The organism is Thainema salinarum CENA647 (assembly GCF_057732415.1).
The window spans coordinates 5,085,150-5,110,378 of record NZ_JBYJZJ010000022.1 but is presented as its reverse complement, the minus strand read 5'-3'; the positions used below and the strand labels follow the sequence as shown (position 1 = coordinate 5,110,378).

At 51.6% G+C, this 25,229-nt stretch carries 20 protein-coding genes; 13 read left to right on the top strand and 7 right to left on the bottom strand.

Annotation, left to right across the window (positions count from 1 at the left end):
- Positions 1-15: 15 nt before the first annotated feature.
- Positions 16-366 (bottom strand): Pepco domain-containing protein, encoded by a 351-nt coding sequence (locus AC286M_RS29105; RefSeq protein ID WP_488207710.1) that lies wholly within the window; start codon positions 364-366, stop codon positions 16-18.
- Between the two features lie 227 nt (positions 367-593).
- Between AC286M_RS29105 and AC286M_RS29100 the strand changes: the two genes are divergently transcribed.
- Together AC286M_RS29100 and AC286M_RS29095 are read left to right on the top strand one after the other, a co-directional pair.
- Entirely contained in the window at positions 594-1,895 is a 1,302-nt protein-coding gene (locus tag AC286M_RS29100) for an efflux RND transporter periplasmic adaptor subunit (RefSeq protein WP_488207709.1), read from the top strand.
- Positions 1,896-2,191: 296 nt separating this feature from the next.
- Positions 2,192-5,596 (top strand): efflux RND transporter permease subunit, encoded by a 3,405-nt coding sequence (locus AC286M_RS29095; protein WP_488207708.1) that lies wholly within the window; start codon positions 2,192-2,194, stop codon positions 5,594-5,596.
- Between the two features lie 41 nt (positions 5,597-5,637).
- Here the strand turns inward: AC286M_RS29095 and AC286M_RS29090 are convergent, their stop codons facing one another.
- Positions 5,638-6,759 carry a hypothetical protein gene (locus tag AC286M_RS29090; RefSeq protein ID WP_488207707.1) on the bottom strand — a complete coding sequence of 374 codons (1,122 nt, stop codon included), beginning with the start codon at positions 6,757-6,759 and terminating at the stop codon, positions 5,638-5,640.
- A 556-nt stretch (positions 6,760-7,315) separates the two neighbouring features.
- Between AC286M_RS29090 and AC286M_RS29085 the strand changes: the two genes are divergently transcribed.
- Positions 7,316-8,947, top strand: coding sequence for a hypothetical protein (locus AC286M_RS29085; protein ID WP_488207706.1), 1,632 nt, complete (start codon positions 7,316-7,318; stop codon positions 8,945-8,947).
- 192 nt (positions 8,948-9,139) lie between these two features.
- Here the strand turns inward: AC286M_RS29085 and AC286M_RS29080 are convergent, their stop codons facing one another.
- Positions 9,140-9,439: a hypothetical protein gene (locus tag AC286M_RS29080; RefSeq protein WP_488207705.1), complete on the bottom strand. Its 300-nt coding sequence runs from the start codon at positions 9,437-9,439 to the stop codon at positions 9,140-9,142.
- 130 nt (positions 9,440-9,569) lie between these two features.
- On the opposite strand from AC286M_RS29080, the gene AC286M_RS29075 reads away from it, so the two are divergent.
- From AC286M_RS29075 to AC286M_RS29055, 5 genes are all read left to right on the top strand, one after another.
- The gene (locus AC286M_RS29075) at positions 9,570-10,412 is read left to right on the top strand and encodes a metallophosphoesterase family protein (RefSeq protein ID WP_488207704.1); all 843 of its coding nucleotides are present in this window, start codon (positions 9,570-9,572) and stop codon (positions 10,410-10,412) included.
- Positions 10,413-10,483: 71 nt separating this feature from the next.
- The gene (locus AC286M_RS29070; protein WP_488207703.1) at positions 10,484-11,416 is read left to right on the top strand and encodes a phosphate/phosphite/phosphonate ABC transporter substrate-binding protein; all 933 of its coding nucleotides are present in this window, start codon (positions 10,484-10,486) and stop codon (positions 11,414-11,416) included.
- Positions 11,417-11,422: 6 nt separating this feature from the next.
- The gene (gene phnE, locus AC286M_RS29065; RefSeq protein ID WP_488207702.1) at positions 11,423-12,277 is read left to right on the top strand and encodes a phosphonate ABC transporter, permease protein PhnE; all 855 of its coding nucleotides are present in this window, start codon (positions 11,423-11,425) and stop codon (positions 12,275-12,277) included.
- Between the two features lie 331 nt (positions 12,278-12,608).
- Complete coding sequence (locus AC286M_RS29060; protein WP_488207701.1) at positions 12,609-13,769, top strand: transposase; 1,161 nt, start codon at positions 12,609-12,611, stop codon at positions 13,767-13,769.
- Positions 13,770-13,821: 52 nt separating this feature from the next.
- Complete coding sequence (locus AC286M_RS29055) at positions 13,822-15,468, top strand: iron uptake porin (RefSeq protein ID WP_488207700.1); 1,647 nt, start codon at positions 13,822-13,824, stop codon at positions 15,466-15,468.
- Positions 15,469-15,546: 78 nt separating this feature from the next.
- Here the strand turns inward: AC286M_RS29055 and AC286M_RS29050 are convergent, their stop codons facing one another.
- Positions 15,547-16,323: a hypothetical protein gene (locus AC286M_RS29050; protein WP_488207699.1), complete on the bottom strand. Its 777-nt coding sequence runs from the start codon at positions 16,321-16,323 to the stop codon at positions 15,547-15,549.
- 890 nt (positions 16,324-17,213) lie between these two features.
- Here AC286M_RS29050 and thrC point away from each other — a divergent pair.
- The gene (gene thrC / locus AC286M_RS29045) at positions 17,214-18,350 is read left to right on the top strand and encodes a threonine synthase (protein WP_488207698.1); all 1,137 of its coding nucleotides are present in this window, start codon (positions 17,214-17,216) and stop codon (positions 18,348-18,350) included.
- 24 nt (positions 18,351-18,374) lie between these two features.
- Here the strand turns inward: thrC and AC286M_RS29040 are convergent, their stop codons facing one another.
- Positions 18,375-19,748, bottom strand: coding sequence for a GH1 family beta-glucosidase (locus AC286M_RS29040; RefSeq protein ID WP_488207697.1), 1,374 nt, complete (start codon positions 19,746-19,748; stop codon positions 18,375-18,377).
- Between the two features lie 249 nt (positions 19,749-19,997).
- Here AC286M_RS29040 and psb32 point away from each other — a divergent pair, with 249 nt between their 5' ends.
- The 3 genes from psb32 (at position 19,998) to AC286M_RS29025 (ending at position 22,845) form a co-directional block, all read left to right on the top strand.
- Positions 19,998-20,714: a photosystem II repair protein Psb32 gene (gene psb32, locus AC286M_RS29035; protein ID WP_488207696.1), complete on the top strand. Its 717-nt coding sequence runs from the start codon at positions 19,998-20,000 to the stop codon at positions 20,712-20,714.
- Positions 20,715-21,050: 336 nt separating this feature from the next.
- Positions 21,051-21,575, top strand: coding sequence for a universal stress protein (locus tag AC286M_RS29030; protein WP_488207695.1), 525 nt, complete (start codon positions 21,051-21,053; stop codon positions 21,573-21,575).
- A 289-nt stretch (positions 21,576-21,864) separates the two neighbouring features.
- Entirely contained in the window at positions 21,865-22,845 is a 981-nt protein-coding gene (locus AC286M_RS29025; RefSeq protein ID WP_488202946.1) for an IS110 family RNA-guided transposase, read from the top strand.
- Positions 22,846-22,894: 49 nt separating this feature from the next.
- On the opposite strand, the gene AC286M_RS29020 is transcribed toward AC286M_RS29025, so the two are convergent.
- A complete protein-coding gene (locus AC286M_RS29020) occupies positions 22,895-23,968 on the bottom strand; it encodes a DUF3616 domain-containing protein (protein ID WP_488207694.1) in 1,074 nt (357 codons plus the stop codon).
- Between the two features lie 360 nt (positions 23,969-24,328).
- Here AC286M_RS29020 and AC286M_RS29015 point away from each other — a divergent pair, with 360 nt between their 5' ends.
- Positions 24,329-24,715, top strand: a complete 387-nt coding sequence (locus AC286M_RS29015; protein WP_488207693.1) for a response regulator — start codon at positions 24,329-24,331, stop codon at positions 24,713-24,715.
- Here the strand turns inward: AC286M_RS29015 and AC286M_RS29010 are convergent.
- The gene (locus AC286M_RS29010) at positions 24,712-25,092 is read right to left on the bottom strand and encodes a coiled-coil domain-containing protein (protein ID WP_488207692.1); all 381 of its coding nucleotides are present in this window, start codon (positions 25,090-25,092) and stop codon (positions 24,712-24,714) included. The genes AC286M_RS29015 and AC286M_RS29010 overlap by 4 nt on opposite strands.
- Positions 25,093-25,229: the final 137 nt, after the last annotated feature.

The window sequence follows — 25,229 nt, the reverse complement described above, 5'->3', positions numbered from 1 at the left end:
GAAAGCATCCAAACCCTATTTCTCTACGCGCTTAAATTTCAGCGTAATCGCACTCTTCGCTTCCGCGCCAGCCACCAGCTTAATTTCACCCTTGCCGCTAATCTCAATCGACAATTCCACCTCATCCAGCTTCATGTCCGAATCCAGGCCAATCTGCTGATCCACCTGCTTGAACAGTCTGCCCACAAACTGCAAGAACCGATTCATATTCGCTTCCAGCAGATCCGCTGGCACCCTGGCCACATTTTCCACTCGCCTGCGTACCTCATCGCCCCAACCCCTCGGTGTGGGAACCGAAGGCGCATCCACCGATCCCGAATCATTAGTCACGATGAGGATGTATTCGTTAGCAGATTCTTCAGGCATAGCGACCTCTATCAGGCTGGTTTAGGTTACAAGCATCTCATTGTCAAAGCGTCTTTTGGTTTCTCTGCATCGATTTAATAAAGCTGTTATATTGAGGCTGAATAATCTTAAAAAAACTATAAGAACAGTCTCACAATTCGCTGGTTGCGATCGCACAATGAGTTCGTGATTGCTCGCTGAGTTCGATAATCATCTTTGTTCCTCAATTTGCAAGAAAGGATTGTCTAATGCGCCCATCTCAGCCGGGTCTACGCTGTTTGCATCCACGTAGGCTAAACCCCCGCTGGAGCGGATTGGTGTTATCGGGACTGCTGTTAATCCCCACCAGTGGTTGCGTCCTGCTGCCCCAAAGCGATGCTCAAACTGGCCCACCCGGACGCGAGCAGGAGGATGGCCCCGTCGCTGTCGAAGCCGCGATCGCACAATCTGGCACCGTCGAAGAAGTGCTGGAGTATACGGGCACCACTCAGCCGATTCAAGAAGCAACGGTGCGATCGCAGGTTAATGGCCAGTTGCGATCGCTAGTCGTAGACGTTGGTGATCCGGTCAGTGCAGGTGAAGCGCTGGCGCAAGTAGACGATACGCTGCTGCAAGTGGCTGTCAACGAAGCCCAAGCGGAGCTAACGTCACGCCAGTCGGAAGTTGCGCAGGCGCAGGCCGAAGTCAGCGATGTCCAAACCAACTACGAAGAGGCCAAAGTTCAGCTCCAGCAGGCGCAGACCGATGCCAATCGGCTCAGGCAGCTTGCCAATGCTGGAGCCATTTCATTTCAGGAAGCTGAACAGGCAGAACTCGCTAGAGATCTAGCTGAGCAGGCGCTCCGCTCCGCTGAACAGCAGATCCGCACCCGTGAACAAGCGGTTAATGCGGCAAAAGGACGGGTGGAAGCTCAGCAAGCCGTCGTGGCCCAAGAGCAGGAGCAGCTATCTTACACCGCAGTGCAGGCTCCCTTCACCGGGATGGTGCTGGAGAAAAACATTGAAGCTGGAGACTATGTCCAGACGGGCACCGATATCCTACGCATCGGTGATTTGAGTATGCTTGAGGTAACAGTACAAATCTCAGAACTGGATCTCAGCCGCATTAGTCCGGGGCAGTCCGTACAGGTACGGTTTGATGCGCTACCAGGTCAGGAATTCACGGGCCAGGTGAGCCGGATCGCTCCCGTTGCCGATGCCACATCGCGCCAGCTTCCCGTAGAGATTACGCTGCCCAATCCCAGCGGTCGCATCGGCAGCGGTTTACTGGCGCGTGTCCGATTTACCCCACCCGGAGCTTCCCAGATCGTTGTGCCGCAAGAAGCCGTGCAGGATATTGATGGTAATCCCCAGATTTTTATCGTGACCGAAAATGAGTCTGGCGCTACTGTCAGCCCCCGTAGCGTACGCTTGGGCGATCGCGCCAACGGCCAGATAGAAATCCTCTCCGGCCTCGAATCGGATGAAACTTATGTTGTAGCCAGCGATCAGCCCTTAGAAGAGGGACAAGCCGTCCGACTTAGCATTCTGTCCGAAACCAGCGCCAATTAATCCTTTGACATAGGTATAGCACTCTACCGTATCGACCGTATAACCATGCCAGGATTCTGGAGCTGATTTATTCTGCCAGTTTCTCTCGCCCAAACAACTCACCCCCAATTACCACCACCATCTACTAACCATTAACTATTAACTGTTGACCACTAGCGCGTCCCTTAACTCCCAACCATTAACTATTAACTCCCCTAACTCCCCCCTTAACTTCCAACTCCCAACCACTAACCATCAACTCTTTACTTCTCACTCCTCATTCTCTTTCAACCGTCCACTACCCACACACCTGTCTCATGCCATCCACTCCCCAATCCAGCTTCAGCATTAGCACCCTTGCTATCCGGCGGCACATCGGCACCCTGATGTTGACCATTGCGGTGTTCGTAATGGGATTCTTCTTCATTCAGCGATTGCCTGTTGATTTGCTACCGTCTATTACCTATCCGCGGATTGGGGTACGAGCGGATGCACCGGGTGTATCCCCAGAAGTCGCCATTGACGAAGTAACGCGGCCACTGGAGCAAGCCTTAGCGGCTACAGAAGGGGTAGAACAGGTGGTGTCTCAAACGCGAGAGGGACGCATCAGTATTGACCTGTATTTTCAGCCGGGTGGCAATATTGATCAGGCACTCAACGATGCAACAGCAACGCTAAACCGGGCCCGGAACAGCTTACCGGATACCGTTGGCCAGCCCCGTTTGTTTAAGTTCGATCCGTCTCAACTGCCCGTCTACGAGCTAGCTTTGACCTCAGAAACTTTACAAGGGGTCGATTTGCGGGTGTTTGCTGATGAGGAACTGGCGCGGGAGTTGAGCACGGTGGTCGGCGTCGCCAGCGTGGATGTGTCCGGCGGGGTCGAAGAAGAAGTGCGCATCAATATTGATCCTCAGCGATTGCAAGCTGTGGGAGTGGGCTTAACCGATGTTCTTAATGCCTTAGAAGAACGCAATCAAGATACCGCTGGCGGGCGCATTCAAGGAGATAATGAAGAACCCCTAACCCGGATTGTGGGGCGTTTTGGCGATGCGGATGAGCTGCGTAATCTGATCTTTGAGGTAGATAGTACAGATGATGGCAGCGCTCGGCAAGTATATCTGCGGGACTTTGCTGAAGTGGTAGATGGGACGGCAGAGCAGCGAATTTTCGTCAATCTGAACGGCACGCCTGCGGTCAAAGTCAGTGTTCAGAAGCAACCAGGCGCGAATACCGTCAGTGTGGTGGACGGAGTCAAGCGCAAGCTAGAAGAGCTGCGCAATTCCGGCCTGATTCCTGCAGACGTTCTGTTAAACGCCACGCTGGACGAATCTGTTTTTATTCAAAATTCCATTCAAAATGTAACGACCGCTGGCCTTACGGGGGCGGGATTAGCTGCGATCGCAGTTCTTCTGTTCCTGGGTTCTCTGCGGCAAACGTTGATCATTGTGTTAGCCATTCCCATTGCGTCGCTGATCGCAGTGATTCTCATGGGCATCTTTGGCCTATCGCTGAACGTGTTTAGTCTGGGCGGTTTGGCGATGGGCGTTGGTATCGTGGTGGACAACTCCATCGTGATGCTGGAGAACATTGCCAAGAAAACTGAGGATCTGGTGTTGCGCAGTAGCGGTAAAAGGGGTGGTGAAGAATTAGGTAACGGTGAAGCTGTTAATGGTTATGCCAATGGCAATCACGGAAGTAACGGTAATGGCAATGGCAATGGGTTAAGTGCGGTCAATCACGGCAGCGGTAATGGCAATGGCTATAGCGGAACGCCTGGAATAAACGGTTTGAATGGTCGCGGTAGCCAACCTGTCCTTTCGCGGCGACAGCTGGTTCAGCAGGCGGAGCAGGGTAGCCGGGAACTGGAATCGGCACTATTGGCTTCAACCTCAACAAACCTGGTGGCGGTGCTGCCCTTTTTGCTGATTGGTGGTTTCATTGCGCTGCTGTTTAACGAGCTGATTTTGACGATCAGCTTTTCGGTAGCCGCCTCAATGGTGGCCGCCCTGACCGTAGTGCCAGCGCTTGCTTCACGCTTGCTGGGAATTCGGCGCACCAGTGGCGTTAAGAACTTTGCTCCCATTCGCCAGTTTGACCTGCGGCTCAAAGGCTTAACCCGTTACTATGGTCAGGTTTTAGGCTGGGTGCTGCACCACAAACTGATTGTACTTGCGATCGCATTTCTGATGCTGGGCGGTAGCAGTTTTTGGATGATCCAAAACATTCCTCAGGAAATTCTGCCGGAAATCAGTACGGGGCAGGCCAGCCTAAGGGCATCTTTTCCGCCCGGCACGACACTGGAAGAAAACCGCAAGGTGATGAATGCCATTGACGATATTCTAATTGCTCAACCTGAGACAGAGTATGTATTCTCGACTTCCGGTGGTTATTTGTTTGCCAGCATTACCAGCGAAAATGCTCTGCGTGGCAGCAGCACGATCACGCTCAAGCCCGGAACGGATGTGGCTGCATTTTCGGATCGAATGACTGCGGAATTGGCCAAGCTGAATCTGGTACAAACTCGATTGCGCGTGTCGCCTGATGATGTGCGTGGTTTGATTCTCAACAATTCGCCTGTGCGTGGTGCGGATGTGGATGTGATTTTGCAGAGCGCTAACATTCCAGATCTGGAAGCGGCTGGAGCGCAGGTGTTGGCTGCATTAGAAGAGAATGCAATCTTAGCGACATACCTCCCTGATGCAGACCCACCCCAGGCCGAAATTCAGATTCGTCCGGATTGGGAACGCGCAGCCGATTTAGGCCTCTCTGCTCAAGACATTGGTGAAACAGTGCAGACGTTGCTGAATGGTTCAGTCCCAACCCAGCTCCAGCGGGATGACCGCTTAGTGGACATTCGCGTTCAAACCCCAGAATCGCTGGTCAATAATCCAGCGCAGCTGCGGCAGGTGCCTCTGTTTGCCGATGACGGGCAGTTCGTGCGCTTGGGCGATGTAGCAACGATTGAAAATGGTCAAGCCCCTGGTGAAATTCAACGAATCAATCAGCGGCAGGTGTTAATTCTTGAAGGCCGCTTGGTAGAGGGGGCTACCCTGGGCGATGCTCTGGCCGAAGTAGACCGCATTCTAGCCGATGTGGAACTGCCCGCAGGTGTAACCCGCTTGCCAAGCTATGCCGCTGCTAGTAACAGTCAAATTCAAGGTGCCGTGGGCATCTTGGGTGGCTTGGCCGCGTTTCTAGTCTTTACGGTCATGGCGGTGCAGTACAACTCGCTGATTGACCCGCTGGTGATTATGCTGACGGTGCCTTTAGCGTTGGCCGGTGGCATTCTTGGCCTATTCATCACCCAAACCGCTATTGGCGCAACCGTTGTTGTGGGCGCAGTTTTACTGGTGGGCATCGTGGTCAACAACGCCATTATCATGGTGGAACTGGCCAACCAAATTCATGCTGAAACGGGTTGCGATCGCACTTCTGCCATCCTGCAAGCGTCTCCCCAGCGTCTCCGCCCGATTTTGATGACGACCGTAACGACAGTGCTGGGCCTGTTTCCCCTAGCGCTGGGCCTGGGAGAGGGTTCGGAATTCCTGCAGCCAATGGGGATCGTGGTGTTCTCCGGTCTGTCCTTGGCCACACTACTCACGCTGTTTATCATTCCCTGCTTTTACGTGCTACTGCACAGTTTGGTGCCGGGAGATGACGATGAATCATCCTTGACTGAATCAGAACGCGATCCTCTGCTCAGAGATGTCTTCCAGCCTTGATACGGTTTTTACCTGTGATTTCCACCTGTTGAGGAATACAGCTAACGGAAGAAACGCCGCCTCGAGGACATGATGGAAGAAGGAGTACCCGCCGTATAAGTTGAAGTGGCCGAAACGGATGAGTGAGTGCTTGGGGAACTGCTGTTTGAAGAGCCAGGTGATGAGGTTGAGGCTGGCGGCTGGGCCGATTGATGGGGCTGGAGTGCAATACTTAGTTGCTCTCCTTTGATCACAATGTAGCCTTTCTCGGTGCGGATGTAGAGTTTGCCCCCTGTTTGGCGAACCACAGACTGCCACTCGATTGGAATGTTTGATAGATTGGCCAATGTCGGTTCTGATGAGGAAGCAGAGAAGCCTGTGCGATCGCGATTTTGAGATGTGGATGAGGCAGAGTTCGGAATCGGGTAGTGGCTGGCACTTAGCATCCCAGAACGGCTGATCTGACTCAGTTCACTCATTGGGGTATCGCTCGCTGAGGTGGCGCGAATTTGAGTGTGACTGGTGTGAGGATTAGACGTTGGCTGCTGAGTTATGGGAGATTGCGATCGGTGGGATGTAGCTGTGGGAGCGGGTTGAGCAATCTGTTGAATGGTGTGCGGTTTAACTGGAATATTGCCTTTGCGCTCTAGCCAAACAACTTGGTCGGATCCCTGCAGCGCCATTTCCCCCACCAGGGTTTTAATAAAAAGAGTGCCCTGATTACAGGCCACATCTTGAACGGGATACCAGTTTTCTCGGGTTCGAATCAAAAGCTGCATCTGTAAGCCTAAGTTGCGGCGCTGTCCCCGTTGCTGTGTCCACCAGGTGCGCCACATAAACCGCGCTTCCGTGAGCCGGAGCTGATAACCGTCTGGAATCGTAAGCTGCTTAAACGTCATGAACTCAGACTGCTGAACCTCTTCTTGCGGCACAAAGCCTTCATCCTGTAGCGCCTGGTTAAGCGTTAGCCAAAATTCAGATTCGCGGCGGACTGAAACGACTGAAGCTGAATCTGTATTCAAGGCATTCGTATGGGCCATTGTCGCAACTGTGCGCCCCCTGCTATCGAGGAGTTGTCGAGCATACAGCGTTGATGTCACTCGGAGTTCAGCATTTGCCAGCAGGGTTTCCTGGTTAGTGAGGAAACTCCGAATAATGTCCAAATTATCGAGTGTATTGCTCATATGTGCCTCAATGCTTCTCGTGTGGTGAGTGTGTGCGCAACCCGAGCGAAGTGCCGACAGTGACACGTCTCCGTAGAATTACCCCATCTTTCTCATGATATGTAACGCCAGCTACCAAAGGCATACGTGCTTGTGCGTAATATACCTTGACTTTTGGCGGAGAATAAATAGGATGGGGAGAATCCTTATCGTTTCTTCAAATAATTAATCTGATTAATCCGAATTTGTGCTGAGTGGTTCTGGCTGCATAAGTGGGAATACTGAAGTGAGGGCTAGCGTCAATCTTGTGCGGTGGGGTTATGGATTTAGTGGTGGGGACTGGGTGTTAGATGTGGGTGCTAGGTATTGGGTACTGGGTGCTAGGTATTGGGTGCTAGTGATTTGTCAATGTTGGTTTGGTAGGTTTTGATGGTTGACACAGCACTAGGTAATGAATGCTGTGGACTTTGACAGAAGTACGCTTCACGCCTCACTTTTTTCGCCTCACGTGTTTGATTGTTGGGCATTAATCTATGTAGTCTATGTAGCCCCGTTCTAAGAAAATTGCAGGTTGAGCATGCAAGTATCCAAACTAGTGGCACAGGCCCGTCAGGGTGATGCAACTGCGATCTCAGCTTTGATTACGCAGCGGCTTCAGCCTTACGGTGTTGAGGTAAAAGTGCGATCGCAGTCAGGCTGCTTGCAACTTGCACTGATCGGCTCATCTGCGATTGATCAAACCGTGGCAGAACGCTGCATTCGCGATACATTGCAGCGGCTTAATCTCAACCAGTTTCATACGGTGCAAATTGCGGCTCGGCGACAGGGTGAGGTGGCCTGGGCTTGGAAGACGGCGTTGAAAATGGATTGGCGGAGTGATGCGGTTGGTTTGGATGAGGGGTTGATTGGTGATCGGGCGGTAGGTGATCAGGACGCAGGTGATGGGGAGAGGGGTGATGGAGTAGCAGATCAGCGAGCTTCATCTGCACAGCTTGAACGGTTGCGACGGGATGCGTTGACCAACGTGGAGACTGCTAAACAACTATTGCAGCAGGCTTGTGGGGATGCGGTTGATGAGGTGATGGTGGGAATTAGCGATCGCACTTTACAGATTGGTCTAGTTGCCGATCCGGCTCCCTCGCAGGCGGATGTGCTGTTGTCGATTACGACTGAACTCCAGCGGTGGCCGTCACTCGTGAATCAGGTGGAAACGATTGCGATCGCAAGTTATCAAACGGATGTGTATCAGCCCATTTGGACAGAGACTCAGCCTGTTTCGAATATCGTGCAGTCGTTTCATACGGCGGGTACTGATCCGGTGCATGTGGTGCGATCTCAAAATGCTACGAGTGCGGCGCATTGCTCTCAATCTGCTCAAGCAGCTCCGTCTGCGATTCCAGATATTTCCTGGGCATCGTTCAAAGTTAAGCAGTTGGATAAAGAGGGGCAACGTGCGATCTCAGCTGGTTTAGGGTTAGGTCTTTTGGTAACCCTGTTGGGCCAGGTTAAGTTTTTGCTGCACCCCCTGATTACGACGGTGCATGAACTCGGCCATGCGGCGACGAATTGGCTGTTTGGCTACTTCGCGATTCCAGCGTTTGATTTCATCTACGGCGGCGGCGTTACGATGTCGTCGTCGCAAAAGTCGGTAATTATTGTCACGCTGCTGTATCTGGGACTGGCCTATTTGTTTTACCGCTACTGGCGTAATATCCTGACGGCGCGTTTGCTGCTGGGATTGACGCTGGTGTACCTGCTCTGTGCCTATACGCCCATTCATCAGGCGTTAATCGTCGGTATGGGCCACGGATTTGAGCTGCTATTTGCGATTGTTTTTCTCTATCAATCCCTGAGTGGGTTGGGTTGTCGCACGTCAATTGAGCGCCCACTGTATGGCATGTTGGGGTTTTACATTGTGCTGTACGACATTGGTTTTGCCTGGAGACTGCTGACTGATTCAGACATGCGAGCCGTCTATAATTTGGGCAAAGGCGGCATTGATAATGACTTTGTTCGGCTGGCGCGGGATTATCTGGGTACCAATCTATCTGCGATCGCAGTTGCATTCTTGCTTGGCAGCCTAATGGTCACTTCCCATTGCCTATACGATATTTCGCTACGAACACTGGATTGCCGCTTGGTTGCATCGGCTGTTCTGGATTACCAACGACGCAAAGCTCTCGAAACAGTGAGAAGTGCTGAGTGCTGAGGGGCAGAAACACGCCTCTCTCCTCACGCCTTACGTTTAAGTGCTGAGTGACAAAAACACGCCTTATTCATCACACCTCACCTAACTCAGTGTGTTACAGCTCTGCTTTGCTCTACCTAACAACACCCTACCCTCCTACTCTCCTCCCCTTACAACCTCTACAGTCCTTTACAGCCTTCTTCCCTCAGCTCTCTACGACCGCTGCTGTACCCGCTGCTCGAATTCCTGGCGAATCTGCTCTAGTCGCAGCAGGGCTTGATCATGCACCTCTGGATGCTCGTCTTTGAGCCAAGCCAGTAAGCTGGTCATTTGGGCGTTCCGCAGTTCCAAATCGGTTTGAAAGATAGATGCCATTGCCATGTGCTTAGCGTACTCCGCCGGATGCCCCTGGCTAACAAAGCTAGCCGTCAACGCTAAGAGGGCTTGTTGCCGCACATCGTCTGCATTTCCCATTGACATCACCATCTCTGCCACCGCCTTGCAACCGTTCATTTATGTTGATTCCAATCTATCCTTTGCTGTTTTCGTTTGGTGTTTTCGGCTCTAAATCTCAGCAAAAATTCAGACAAAGATCGGACGAATGCACTAGACTCAAAAGGCGAAATTGCGTTGACTTCGTGCTATGCCCCTACCGATTCAAACCATTCGTTTACCCGACACCTGCGATCGCATTTCTCTCTGCGGTGGCCCTTACAGTAACTTTGCGGCAGTCGAGGCGTTTTTGGCGGCAACGGAGGGGATTGAATATCGGTTTTGTCTGGGTGATATTGGCGGATTTGGGCCACATCCCAATCGCACGATTGAGTTACTGCGACAGGCCAACGTGATTTGTCTCCAGGGCAATTATGATCACGCTGTCGGGGCGGGTGAACCGGAATGTGGCTGTGGGTATGTGGACAGTCGCGATCGCGAATTTGCCCAGATTAGCTACGACTACACGCTGGCGCATACGGCGGAACATCATCGGCAGTGGATGCAAACGCTGCCCTCGCTGATTCGGCTAGAGTGGCGCGATCAGGCAGTTTTGCTCTGCCACGGCAGTCCTCGACAGGTGAATGAATTTGTGTGGCAGTCCGAGACAGACGATGCACGCATTCGGTCAGATTTAGCAGAATTTGATGTCGTTGGCATTTGCGGCACGCATTCCGGCATTCCCTGGCTGCGAACGGTGGGCAATGCGGGGTTTTGGTGCAATGTTGGTGTACTGGGACGACCAGCCCATGACGGGACTGCGGCGGTTTGGTATGGGATACTGAATTTTCCGGCTGAAGCGGAACGACCAACGCCAAAGCTGATGCGCTTAACCTACGACGTGGCGGCAGTTGTGGAAGCCATGCAGCAGGAAGGACTGCCGCGTGAGTTTTGGCAGTCGCTAGAGCAAGGCATCTGGACAACCTGCGCCACGGTGCTGCCAGAGGCTGAACAGCCGGTGCAGCCGCGAGTTGAGGCTTTATCGAGAAAGTAGGGGCGAATAGAGCCATTTGCCCCTACTTTCAACGCCAAAATCGAGATCTTAGCTAAAAAGGATTGACATTGATGTTTCAAACAAAAGGTTTGTTCAAAGGACTGCTGCTCGGGCTAGCAGCTCTATTCCTGGTAGTCGCCTGTAACTCTGGCTCCACGGTGAATACAGGTTCTGGGGAAGATGCCGAGCTGACGGTACTTAAGTTTGGGGTTGGCCCCTATTTCCCGACGCCCAATGAAACTGCCGACCAGTTTGAGCCGCTGTTCCAGGCATTAGCTGAAGAAGTGGGCGTAGAAGCCGAAGTGACCGTCACCGAAGACTGGGTCGGTATCTCAGAAGCGCTGCGCTCTGGAACGCTTGATGCGGCTTGGTTAGGGCCGTGGGGCTATGTGTTAGCTAATCACAATGAGCCTGCCATTAATGCGATCGCAACTGTGAAGTACAAGGAGCAGCCCTTTTACTATTCGGTATTAATGGCCAAAGCGGATGCGCCGTTTGACACGCTGGATGAGGCGATTGAGCTGAGCCAGTCCGGTGAAAAGCTCAGCATTAGCTTGGCCGATGTTGGCTCAACCTCTGGTTGGCTGATTCCCACTGCCGAGTTTACCCAGCGCGGCATTGATCCTAAAGAAGTGTTTGAATACAGCGAAGGTGCTAGCCACGCAGCCCAAGCGATCGCAGTTTTGAGCGATCAGGTGGATATTGCTTCAGATTACGATCGCAACTTGGACGTACTGGAAGCCACCGAGCGGATCAACAAAGACGACCTCAAGATCATCTGGCAATCCGATCCGCTGCCCAATGACCCAATTGCGATTCGGGGTGGACTACCGGAGGATATTAAGACGAGACTACAGGAGGCGCTAGTGAACCTCAGTGCAGAAGATGCAGCTCAGGGTTTGCTGCCAGAGAACTACACGGGTTTTGTCGCCTCCGACGGCACCAACTACGAGCCAATTCAGGCGGCGGGCAAGCTGGTCGGCAAGCTGGATGAAGCATCCTAAGCATTCATGGCAAAGGCAGACGAAACCCAGCGGAAACCTAATGCTCCCCCTCCGTTCGATTTAGCCGCGCGACTAGATGCTGAATATCGCCGTAGGCGTGGTGTTTGGCCGCTTTTACGCCAAGGCTTTATCGGCTTAATTGCGATCGCAGTTCTAGTCGCCAGCATTCGCAAAACCGAGGTTGCGCCAGCGGAATTCTGGGCGGGTTTGCCTCGCCTCAGCCGCTGGCTGACGGATTTGTGGCCGCCTGATCTCTCGGAACTGCCCACATTTTTGAATGCCACAGCCGAGACACTTGCGATCGCAGTTGTCGGTACGGTCGCGGCCATGCTGTTTGCCATTCCCCTAGCGCTGCTCGTGGCGCGCAATATTACGCCCCTACCGTATTTATCATTGCCATTGCGGACAGGTTTGAACTTGCTCCGCGCAATCGATACGGCAATTTTTGCCTTGTTTTTCGTGTCAGTTGTGGGGCTTGGCCCGTTTGCGGGTGTACTGGGCGTGGCGCTCCACACGACCGGGTCGATGGCCAAACTGTATGCTGAAGTACTGGAAACCATTCCAGCCCAAACGATTGAAGCGATTGAGGTGACGGGAACCGACCGCCTGCGCACGTTCACCTTTGCTGTGTTACCAGAAGCGCTGCCAGGACTCACGGGGATTAGCCTTTATCTCTGGGAATATAACGTTCGCTCTTCGGTGATTCTCGGCATTGTCGGCGCGGGTGGCATTGGCTACGAGTTACTGGTCAGTCTCAAACTGCTCGATTTTGGTCGGCTCAGCACCATTTTGCTATTGATTTTGGCAATGGTTAGCATTGTTGATGCAATCAGTGCATTTCTGCGGAGGCGTTTGCAGTAAGACTGTTTTGCTGAGCCAGACCGTCCAGCAAAAACGTGAGGAGCGAGGCGTGAGGAGTAAAGGCTGCAAAGGACTACAAAGACTCAGAACTTAGCACTATCAACAATAGTTTATTAGAACTGAGATTCATCCCTGTCGAACACCATAAAATCCTGAAAACGCTTTGATAATGTCAGCGATGGGTTAACGATGGCGCAAATCTCTATCTAAGGTTAGACTCGCCCCCTTTAGGTTAATCAGGTAAATTCAGTAGATCACAAATCCTCTCAAAAGCAAGTATGTCCATCAGGAAAGGGGTAGGGTCAGGCTAACCAATAATAAAGTAACAGCCATGACTGCCTACCCACCTTCAGTATCCTCCAGCCCAGCCCTAACCGATGAGGTCACGTTGACTGCCGCCCTAGACTGGGTCTCGGCCCAGATTCCCCTGGAGACTCAAGGGGTTTACAGCCCGCAGACGTTTTATCACGTTTTGCTGTGGGCGGCGAGTCGGCAGGACACGGTCGAACATGCGTGTGAGGTGTTAACGGGCGTGCCCAGTAGTAATGATGTGCGCTACCATCTCAACCAATTGGAGGACATGGCCCAGTTAGAGACCCAGGCGAATGAGGCGCTACAGGGTCGACTGCCGGAGGGCATCGGCAATCATCGTCACCGCCTAGCGATTGATTTACATCTGATTCCCTACTATGGCGTGCCCAACCAGCAGGAGATGCCGTACATCTATCGGTCTCAAGCTAAAGCGGGCACGACCACCTTTTTTGCCTATGCGACGGTCTATGTCATTGGCCGCCATCAGCGAGTCACCCTAGCTCTCCATGCGATCCCCCGTGGGGAGACGATGGTGGCGACTCTAACAATCCTATTGGCTCGATTGACGACCTTGCGGGTGAAGATCAAACGACTCTATCTCGACCGAGGGTTTTACAGTGTGCCGGTGATTCGCTGGTTACAGGCGCTGCACATCCCCTTTCTGATGCCCGCTATCATTCGCGGCAAACGGGGGGGAACCCGCGCCCTCTGCCACGGTCGCCACAGTTATCGAACTCAGTATACGCTCAAGAGTCCGGAGTATGGGTCGGTGGTGTGTCAGATGGCGGTGGTGTGTCGCTATCACAAAGGACGTCGTCATCGGCATGGGATTCAATACCTGCTGTTTGTGGTGTATCGGGTGGAGGTTGCCCTGGCTCACTTACCCTCCCACTACCGCAACCGTTTCGGCATTGAAACCAGTTACCGCCTGAAAAATCTCGGCCGAATTCGCACCACCACCAAGCATCCGGTTGTGCGCTTTTTCTATGTAGCCTTGGCCTTTATTCTGGTGAATTTGTGGATTGGGTTGCTGTGGGCTTATGTCAGCCAGTCGCAACGTGGGGGGCGACGAGTCTATCGAGCCCTCTTTCCATTGAAAACCATGCTGGAGTTCCTCTCTCATGCAATTGAGCGACGCTTTCCTCTCATCCAGGCGGTTTTTCTACCAAACTCTACTTAAAGTTTGTGATCTACTGAAATTACCAAGCAAATATATACGGACTGATTAACCAATGACTTCGTTATTGAAATCGGGTTTATTAGGTTTAACCTGCAGCATTTTATCTGTTCCTGCTTTAGCACAATCCAATCATTTAATTGCTCAAGCTGACAACAACATGAGATTGACCGACCCGTTAACGCGGGTGACTCAGTTTTCAGATGTGCAGCCAACGGACTGGGCGTATACCGCACTGCAGTCACTGGTAGAACGCTATGGCTGCATTGTAGGCTATCCAGACGGTACATTCCGAGGCAATCGAGCGCTGACGCGGTATGAGTTTGCCGCAGGACTCAATGCCTGTTTGGATCAGTTTTTGGCCGTGATTGATGATCCGGTTGATCTCACCCAGTTGCAGCAGTTGTTAGCAGAGTTTGAGACGGAACTGAACTTACTTGTGGCTGATGTTGACAGTTTAGAAGGTCGAGTTGCTGAATTAGAAGCCAATCAGTTTTCAACCACAACTAAGTTGAGTGGGGAAGCCATCTTTGCTGTAAGTACCGCGTTTGTAGGAGATATTGAAAATATTGCTGATGAAGTCATTGCTACCAATGACGTGGCAACGGTAGGGCAAGCCCGCGTTCGTCTCGATTTCAACACCAGTTTTAATGGTGAAGATCTGCTGATCACTCGCCTAGAAGCAGGGAATGTGCCGCCCTTGTTGCGCAACAACGTGTTTTACCAGAACGGTTTTGGAATTACCGATACTCAAGAAGGACGATTTACCTTTGATAATGTCTTAGGTGATGATTTCGGCGTGGGGCTGCTGTCCTATTCGTTTCAAATCGGTTCCGATCTGAACGCCACGATTTTTGCCAGTGGTGGTGAGCATCACTATTATGCTGATACCGTTAATCCCTTTTTGGAAGGCCACAGTGGCGGGCAGAATGCGTTGACTCGCTTTAGCGAACGCAATCCCATTTATCGCATTGGTGGCGACGGTACGGGGGTTGGTGTATCCTATCAGCCCTCTGATAGCTTCCGGATCGATTTGGGCTATCTTAGCGATACGGCAACGGATTTGGGGCCAGATAATGGCTTATTTAACGGTAATTATTCGATGCTGGGTCAAATTGTGGTTGGCGATCGCGATCGCTTTAGAGTGGGTCTGACCTATGTGCATGCCTATGAGAGTCGCGCCCAAGATATCAATGCCAATCGGCTCAATTTGGGCGGAACAGGTACATCACTGGCGAACTTGAATCCGGTTGCGCTGTTTGGCGTCAATGCGTTACCGACTCCAGAGGAAACGCTGCTGCCGGTTGTCAGTAATTCCTATGGCATAGAAGCGTCAGTGCGACTATCGTCGCGCTTTTATATTAATGGTTGGGTAGGGAAGACAGCCGCTCGTCTGATTGGCCTGGGTGATGCCGACATTTGGACGTTTGCTGTCGGCGTTGCGCTGCCTGATTTGCTCAGTGAAGGCTCCCTAGGTGGCGTCACGTTTGGAGCGGCTCCTACCCTGCGGTCATTAGATATCCCTGGTGGTGCACCCTTCTTGGAACGAGATTTTGCGTATCAGCTAGAAGCGTTTTATCGCTACCAGGTGAACGATAATATTTCGGTTACGCCCGGTTTTGTTTGGTTGCCGTCACCGAATCAGAGTGACCTGAACGATGATACGTTTCTGGGCACCATCCGGACGACGTTCCGGTTCTAGGGCAATACGCATTCTCGACTGTGTTGTGTCGGTTTAATCAACCAGTTTTGGTTAAACCGTTTGGTTAAACCGTTTTTGTTAGACTGCGGAGCGCTGGCGGCGGACTTTGAGGAAGCCAGCTGTTCCTGCGATCGCAGCTAAACCTAACAGCGGCGTTGGGCCAGGAACAGCTTGGCTGTCGTCAACCTGGGTAATCTGCACCGCTAGCAGAGGTTGGTCGCCATCGGGGAATGGCCGAGTAGCAATCATCGTGCCATTCCCATCATCAGTGGCAGCAAAGACATTAGCGGTCGTAAAGACTCGCTCAATGTTCATGAAGTTACCAGACTCATCAACCTCGAAATCAATTGCATCTGGGGCCAAGAATCGGCCTGTGCCGTCAACGTTGCCGTTGCCATCAGATGTCACGATGGGAGTGGCAAATACGGCGGATAGATCCTCCATCACCTGATCGTCCGGAATTTCGATCCGGCGGGTGACAACTTCGTTTGGCTGCACTAAACGAGCTGGGGCCGAAACAGGCTGCTGTGGCATTGGGGTCGCCATCATGACGTTCGGATTGTTCATGAAGCGATTTGTGACGCCTGCGGTCTGACCTGTTTGTGCCATATTGAGCAGGCTAGTGTTGACTTGTCCACCCCGATTGATGATGTCATAGTCATCCTCATCCGTGATCGCAATGGGAGGACGAACAACAACGCGCTCATTTTCGGGCGCGAGATTGCGAACTGAAAAGTCAAGTACGATAGCTTGAGCAGATTGAGCAATGAAGGCTGTACTAATTCCTGCTCCAAGTGCGATCGCACATTTCCAGCTTCTCTGGGGGCTTAAGTTATTTCTATTTTGAAGAACCATTTTGAGTTGAAATTAGGTACACATATCTAGGCATAAATTTAATGATTTACAGCTGATAGTCAAGCCGATATAGATAGATGACCTAACTTTAGTTTCCCCGTAAAGCCTTGCATTGCAAGATGTTACGGCATTTGATCAAAGGTTTAAATAAATCTAAAATCCATCCCGAGAACGATGGGATTCGACGAGCTGCATATGTCATCTGATAGAGCATTTATGAACTGAAATTTAGCAATATGCTTGGCAAAATATACAGCTTGGCAATAAGGAAAAATCTGAAGAAATAAAATAGAAATCAATTGAAATAGTTTGGATATCCTGATCTGTCTTGATCAGTAGTGTTTATTTTGGCGACAGCTACTGTTGACTATATATAACGGCAAAATGCTGCTATTTATGACCTGATCAAAAGCTGGATTTTTCGGAACTTACAGCGCTCTCAAATAGCTGATGAACTAAATTGATTATGAACAGGCCGCCCCAGCGGGGCGGCCTGTTCATAATCAATTTAAGATGGCTGTAGCCGATTTGGAGCGATTGGCATAGCTCATTGTGTTGAGGGTAATGTTTCGGGTGTTAAGAGTAGTGTCTGGGTAATAACTTTGTCGTATTGCCAGATCACACAACAAAATTCTTGTTTTTCTGCGGGACTACTGTAGGTTTTCTGGGCAGTGCAGATGGGAGTTGGTGCGAGATGGGAATATCCTAAAAGCGAGGACTGTTTCTCGTTTGCTGAAGAGTATTTGGCAGTGATTTTCAGATAGCCCTCATTGGAAGCGTGAGGCGAAAGGGTACACTGAGAAAAAGAGTGAAATCCTGATATAACCGCCATCAGCGATGCTCTATACTGAAAAACTGCATTAAAATTTGATTTGGGTAGGCCGATTACCGTGACTCTTAGCCTGTCTTCTGCTAACGCTAGCAACTCTGATTCTGCTGCACATCCTGCTGCCTCAGCCGCTCGTCTCCGGAGCTGGCCGGGACTAATTGAGGCGTATCGGGAGTATTTGCCCGTTAGTGAACAAACTCCTGTTGTGACGCTGCATGAAGGCAATACGCCGCTGATTCCGGTACCTGTTATCTCAGCGCAAATCGGGCGAGATGTCCAAGTCTTTGTCAAATATGACGGCCTAAACCCCACGGGCAGCTTCAAAGACCGGGGTATGACAATGGCCGTTTCCAAGGCGAAAGAAGCGGGTGCCAAAGCCGTCATCTGTGCTAGTACGGGTAACACCTCGGCGGCGGCGGCGGCCTATGCTCGGCGGGCCGGAATGCGAGCTTTCGTGATTATTCCCGATGGCTATGTGGCCCAGGGCAAGCTGGCGCAGGCGCTACTGTATGGCGCGGAAATTATCGCCATTCAGGGCAACTTCGACCGAGCCTTGGACATCGTGCGCGAGATTGCCGACAGCTATCCGGTGACGCTGGTGAATTCGGTCAATCCCTATCGTCTGGAAGGGCAGAAAACGGCGGCTTTTGAAGTCGTTGATGGTTTGGGCAATGCGCCAGATTGGCTCTGCGTTCCAGTTGGTAATGCGGGTAACATCACCGCTTACTGGATGGGCTTCTGTGAATATCATCAGCTTCAAAAGTGCGATCGCTTACCCCGGATGATGGGCTTCCAGGCGGCTGGCTCGGCTCCTCTCGTCGTCGGCCATGTAGTCGAAAATCCAGATACCGTTGCCACCGCTATTCGTATCGGCAATCCCGCGAGTTGGGATAAGGCGTTGGCCGTACAGGACGCCAGCCAAGGGGGATTTCATGCCGTCACCGACGACGAAATTCTGGCGGCCTACAAGCTGTTGGCTGGAGAAGAAGGCGTGTTCTGCGAACCCGCCAGTGCCTCCTCCGTAGCCGGAATGCTCAAGCTGAAAGACCAAATTCCAACTGGAGCAACGGTTGTTTGTGTCCTGACCGGAAATGGTCTGAAAGATCCCACAACGGCCATCGAATATAACGGCGACAGCCAGTTTACTCGCGGTGTTGTCCCCGATTTAGATGTCGTTGCGCGAATTATGGGATTTTAGATTTAGGCAGCCCGCAAAAGCTGCCTACACAACCCGATTCTGCCGGATACAGTTGGCGTACCAGTCAAAGCTAGCTTTGGGAATGCGCTGCTGGGTGGCATAGTCCACGTAGGTAATGCCAAACCGACGGTCGTACCCGTAGGCCCATTCAAAGTTATCCAGCAGGCTCCAGACAAAATAGCCCGTCAGCGGATACCCTTCACTCACCGCTCGATGGGCATTTTTCAGCGCTTGTCGGAGATAGAAAATGCGATCGCAATCTAGGACCTCGCCCTGTTCTGTTACCTGATCCTCGACAGCACAGCCGTTTTCGCTGATAAACACGGGTAACTCAGGCCGATTCAGCGTTTCGCTAATGTGGCGAATTCCCCAGTAGATGGCTTCCGGAATCACGTGCAGCCACGGCATGTTTAAGCGGGGATAGCTCTTGGGAAATGGCAGCACTTCATAGCCCAGCTCATTCTCGGCAGCTCGCACGTATAAACCGCTGTACACATTGAAACCCAAGGCATCCAGCGGCTGGTTAATCGTTTCCAAGTCCCCTGGCTGGATATCTGGCATCTGATCGCCAAGTTTGTCATAGAGCGCATCGCTGTAGCGGCCAGTTAAGGCCGGATAGAGAATGCCGCCGTTGGTGCCGACGCGACCCATGGCCATTTGGGCAGCGGCGATATGCTCGTCGGTTTCCGCGATCGGAACGGTCGCCAGAAAGTTGTCTACTAGCGCCACCGAGCAGGGCTGCGGCGTGTGGGCGCGAATCGCCTGGCAGGCCAAACCGTGGGCCAGCAGCGCATGATGGGAAGTCTGCCAAACCTCCTTTTTGGACTGCACCACCGTCCCTGGCGCATGGGGTGGCACCTGATTCACCCCGTACCCCAAGTGAGTGAAACAAAAGATTTCATTAATGGTCATCCAGTACCGTACCCGATCGCCTAATCGCTGCACGACGACGCTGACATAATCAGCGAAATCCTTGGCCATCTCCCGACTGCGCCAAGAGCCGTAGCGATCTTCTAAAGCTTGGGGGCTGTCCCAGTGAAACAGGGTAACGTGCGGCGTAATCCCGTTTTCCAGCAGCGCATCGACCAGTTGACTGTAGAAGTCTAAGCCCGCTTGGTTCACTTCGCCCCGACCCTCCGGCACCACGCGCGGCCAGGCAATACTGAAACGATAGTGCTGAATGCCCAGCTTCACCATCAGCGCAATGTCGTCTCGATAGCGATGGTAGTGGTCACATGCGATCGCACCTGTATCCCCATTCAAGACCCGTTCCGGCGTAGCGCTAAAGGTATCCCACACGCTGTCTTGACGACCATCGGCCTGTGTAGCTCCCTCGATTTGATAGGCAGCGGTTGCGGCTCCCCACTGAAAACCGGATGGGAATGAGTAACTGGTCATGGTTTAAGTTTTCCTTGAATACCCGTTCTCTCTAAACTGTAGCGATGAATCAGTTTTCAGCATTCTCAGCACAAAATCAGCACAGAAGAGGTGAGGGGTGTAAAGGGCTGTAGAGGCTGTAAAGGGCTGGAAATTAACTACTCTATTAGTATCGTTTGTAGCAACTAGTACTTCTTGCGCAGGCTGCAGAATGTATTGAGGAATCTTATCTTGTATATTATTTGAAGAACGATTGCTCAACCTGAAACAATGTTAAAGCTTCTCACAAACCCGATTCAGTGGCGCTCACGTCTGCTCCGTCTTATTGGCCTAGTTGGATTTGCTGTCTTGACCCTACAGCTTTGGGCAACGCCAGCTTGGGCAACGGGAGTAGCCGACATTCCCAGAGTTTCAGCCGGACAGCAAACGTGGGTTGTTGACCAGGCGAATCTGTTTAGTCGAATTAATCAAACCAAGATTGGCGATCAGCTAAGTGAGTTAGCTGAACAAACTGGCAAAGAAGTCCGGATTGTTACCATCCATCGGCTGGACTATGGCGAAACGGCTGAAAGCTTGACCAACAAGCTGTTCGACGCCTGGTTTCCCACGCTGTCTGAGCGCTCCAACCAGGTTCTTCTGTTTATTGACGACGTGACGAACGGCGTGGCGATTCGCACGGGCGAAAGCGTGAAGTCTTTGATGTCCGACGATATTGCTGATAGTGTGGCACAGGAAACCGTGATGGTGCCGCTGCGGGATGGCAATCGCTATAACCAGGCGTTTCTGGATGCTACGGAGCGAATGGTTGCAGTTCTCTCGGGCCAAGAAGACCCAGGCCCACCGATTGTCGAAGACAATATTAACGTCGAAGGTACGTTTACACGGGCGGAAGACACAGACGACTACACATCAACGATTGTTGTCGTGGTGCTGCTGCTTGCGGCGACCGTGATTCCGATGGTGACGTATTACTGGTATGTTCGGTAGTTTGGCGTTGGTTCAGTACTGAGTACTAACCTTTGTCGCTATTACCGTCACCTACAAGCAGCCTTTAGAAAATTTAATCCAAAGCAGTAATTCATTCTTGAGAGGGATAGGCCCGAAATGCCTGTCCCTTTTTTACTGCTTTCACCATGTGTGTTCCCTTCAATCGGGGGATGGAAAAGCGGTTCAAATTTGCCACTGTTGAAGGCAACGTCTCATCACATCACTACGCAATTACCCATCTGCCCATCTGCCCATCCACCCCCTACTCCGTACTCAGTCCTATATTCCTCCATGACATTTATTAAAAGTCGTTAAGAACCGAATCGGAATTGAATTATGAGTTTTCAACGTATTTTAGTTGCCCTTGATCGGCATAGTTCTCTAGCAGAAGATGTACTCAATCAGGCTGCTGATTTAGCTCAGGCTCAGTCAGCCCAAGTTTTGCTCATGCACTGCCTGGATGCAGCCCGCCTAAGTGCGCTCAATCCCGTATCAACCTATGCGCCAACGGCGAATCCAGTCAGTCCAGCTTATCCAGTGGCGGGTATGGGACTGCAACCCGTCGCGGCACCTCAATCGCTTGATCCAGAACAGGTGCCAAGCCAGCAGCAAGAACTTGAAGCTATCGATCAGTGGCTGAGTCAGCGTCAGACTCAACTCCGCGATCGCAATATTCAAGTGGAAGTCGAACGCTGTTTTGGTCAGCCCAGTCATGAGATTTGCGATTTGGCAAAACGCTGGAACGCCGATTTAGTGGTCATCGGTCGTCGAGGTCACAGCGGTTTAACCGAAGCGCTCATGGGCAGCGTCAGTAACCACGTCGTGCATCATGCGCCCTGTGCGGTGTTGGTTGTTCAGTGACATTGAGGGAAAGTGTTGAGTGCTGTGTAAGGGGTAGATGGGTGAATGGGTAGATGGGTAGATGCTTTCCTTTACAGCCTTTACAACCTTTTGACTCCTTACTCCTTGTATGTTGAGAGAAGAGAGGTAGACCGACCCTCCTGAGATGCGAGACATCGTGCGAGAGCCAGGGTCGCCTCTCAACTTGATACCCCAAACTCGGATCATCGGCAGGGACAAAGAGATCCCGAATGACGCAAGGCTGAGTTGTGTGTATCGTCCATCTAGAATTCGCTACAAGGAGAGTACTATGTGCGCGCAATCAACCGACTCAAGGTCATCAGCCGTCAAGCAGTGGGTCGGCATTGATGTGTGTAAACGGTGGCTGGATGTTTATGTTAGACCGTCTGGAGAGAACTTCCGAGTGAGCAACAGCAGTGAGGGAATTGAGGATTTAACCCGTCGGTTGGCCAAGCCGTCGCAGGTGGGTCGCATCATCGTTGAAGCCACAGGTGGCTATGAGCGACACATCGCGCTTGCAGCACAGCAGCAGGGCTATGCACTAGCGGTGATCAACGCCAAGCAAGCTCGCAACTTTGCCAGAGCTGCCAATCAACTGGCTAAGACCGACCGAATCGATGCGGCGATCCTCGCCTGGTTTGGCGAAGCGATGCAGCCTCCGCTACGACCGTTGGCCAGTGAGGCTCACCAACAGTTACAGGATGCGGTGACCCGTCGCCGCCAATTAGTGGAGATGCTCACCATGGAGCGCAACCGTTTAGCTGGACTGCGAGGTCCCGCTCAGGAAGACGTTCAAGCCCATATCGACTGGCTCAAAGACCGCATCAGCGACCTTGACCAAGCGATTGATGAGCAAGTGGAACACAACCAACAGTGGCAGCAGCACCAGGCTCAACTGACCTCTGTTCCAGGTGTCGGTCAGGTGGTTGCCAACACCCTGTTGGCTCTGCTGCCGGAGCTAGGAACGCTCTCACACCGTCAAATTGCCGCTCTCGTTGGGGTGGCTCCGCTCAATCGCGATAGTGGGCAAAAGCGAGGGCAGCGCTCGATCTTTGGTGGCCGCAAACCCGTTCGGCAGATGCTCTACATGGCCACTCTAGTTGCAGTTCGTTACAACCCTGTCATCAAAGCCTTTTATGAGCGGCTGCAACAGCGTGGCAAGTTAGCCAAAGTCGCCCGCATTGCCGCTATGCACAAGCTGCTGACGATCCTCAATGCCATGCTCAAGCACGGCACGCACTGGCAACCACCGGAGGCTGCTATGACGTAATTGACCTCCTTTCGACTTGACTTTTAAGATAATCGCTCTCGCCTCACTTCTAAAGTCGAAAAACATCCATCAGAATTTCATGATCCTGCACATGGCGATTCGGATCGGGCGAATCGTAGACGATTAGCAGTCCATCGGGTTGCTCTAGGCAAGGGCAAAGCGCTAGTCCCTCGGCATGATCCGTCCCCAGAGTAAACGGCAAATTAAACACCAGTTCTAGATATTTGGAGTCTTGGTCGGTTACTGTCTCTGCCTCACAATCCAGCGGGTCATGCCAGCGATAAAGCTGCATCGCACCTTCTAGATCCATTGTTGGGCCAGCCAGAATTAGCAAATCATCGTTGTGAAAGCAGAGTTCTCGAATGCCAAGTCCGCCGAGATTGAAAAAGTGCTTGCGGTAGGGCTGCTTTTTGGGGCCGATAGGTTTGAGCGTCATGGTGCCCGATTCGTCGGCTTCTACTTCCAGCTCTAGGATGATGGCCCAACCGCGCAGCACTGGCCCTCGTAAGCCGAGATAGATGCGATCGCAACTTACCGCTAGTCCTTCGATATCTAGGCCATTGTCTTTGCTGGGCAACTGGCTAGACACAATTGATCCCAGATGAGCATCTTCACAAAGTGCATCCATTAGCACATTGCCCTGATCAGAGGTTTTGAGCGCACCAGATGCGATCGCATCATGTTTCGAATTGGGGCGATCATACGCTTTGTACAACTTGCCATCCACAAACGGGAGCCGCATCAGCATAAAACGATTCGCATCCGTCTTAATTTTGCTGAGAGCTTTGATGTCCTTTTCAACATCTTTACCTTTGGGCTTGCCTCGCTTCGTGCTGTGAGAACCAACCACCCACAAATATGGTTCTGAGTAGTCCATCCCCTCGATGTCGATTTCGTCCTCTAGATTAAATAAATCAATATAGTCTTTGAGGTGAACGGTTTCATGGTTGCCATAGATGCAAGGCTCGATGGGAAACAGCCGCTCCAAGGTGCGAAACTCGTCTGACCCGACCCACAAGCTGCCATCGGGCGTAAACGCAGCGGCTGAGAGTTCATTCAGCAAATCGTCGTCATCATCACCGAAGCGGAGTAGGACTCGGCTGAGCAAAAACGGATCAGGCATAGGAAATAAAAAATTCAGTTCATTTAAGGGTGATATGTGATGTGAAATCCGGTTGAAAACCCATTATTTATTTTTTGTGAAATGCTTACTAAGCAAGCATTTCACAAAAAATAAACAGGGTTCTTACACACGGATTCTTAACAAGTAGTAATTTTGTCTGAGCTCCGCCCACACAAAATTACTACTTGTTAAGAATCACTCGTCTAGTTTGACAAGCGTTTAGAAATTTCGCATCTCTCTAGAGAATATTCATGACTTGCTGAATCTCCACGCTGTCCCTGAAGTAGAGAAGTATGATTGGATAGTTGGACAAGCATTCGAGCCTAAACCCTAATCCGGATGCGGTATTACCTCTAAACCATGTCTAAAAAAATTTTGATTGTTGACGACGAACCCCATATCCGGATGCTGATCGAGCAAACCCTGGAGGATTTAGAAGACCAGGATGTTGAGCTGTTGTTGGCAACGAATGGTCAAGAAGCGCTGGACATCATCCGGGAAGAAGAGCCGCAGCTGGTATTTCTAGACGTGATGATGCCGCAGATGAACGGGTTCGAGGTATGCCGCACCGTCAAGCATGATCTGAACCTCAGCGATATTTACATCATTATGCTGACGGCTAAGGGTCAGGAGTTCGACAAGCAAAAGGGGCAAGAAGTCGGGGCCAATCTCTACATGACCAAACCCTTTGACCCCGATGATTTAATTGATAAATCGATTGAGATTTTGGGTTTAGAACCCATTTAATTACCTTGTTCTAATGCCGCCACTCGCGACTCTAAAGCTCTAAGATCTTCTCTCAGTTCGATGGCCAGCGTTGCCAGATTGTCGAACTGCTGGTCTAGGGACAAATATGCGCCTGAAGCGGATGGTGATGTAGATGGTAAAGGTTGGGTAGGTTGCATGGGTTGCGATCGCGCTGTAGATGACAACCGACTCAGCTCAGCCTGCACCATTCTCAGCTCATACTCCAGGCTGTTCACTCTGGACTCCAGACGAATATTCGCCCGACCGGGAGCTGCAATTAGAAATCCCCAGATACAGCTAGCGAGCAGGATTAATCCAATCATCCGCTGCCAAATACGAGATGATTGTGACAAAAAACGAAAAGAACGACGATTCATAGCCAAATTATGGATTGTTGTAGCGATGTATTTATGCTTGTTTTTCTTCCTGTAAATTGGGTCGAGCAACGCGAAACAAGGTTAAGGGGTTATTGTTCCTGCGTAACCTAACCCCAAAACGCCTCACGCCTTACTCC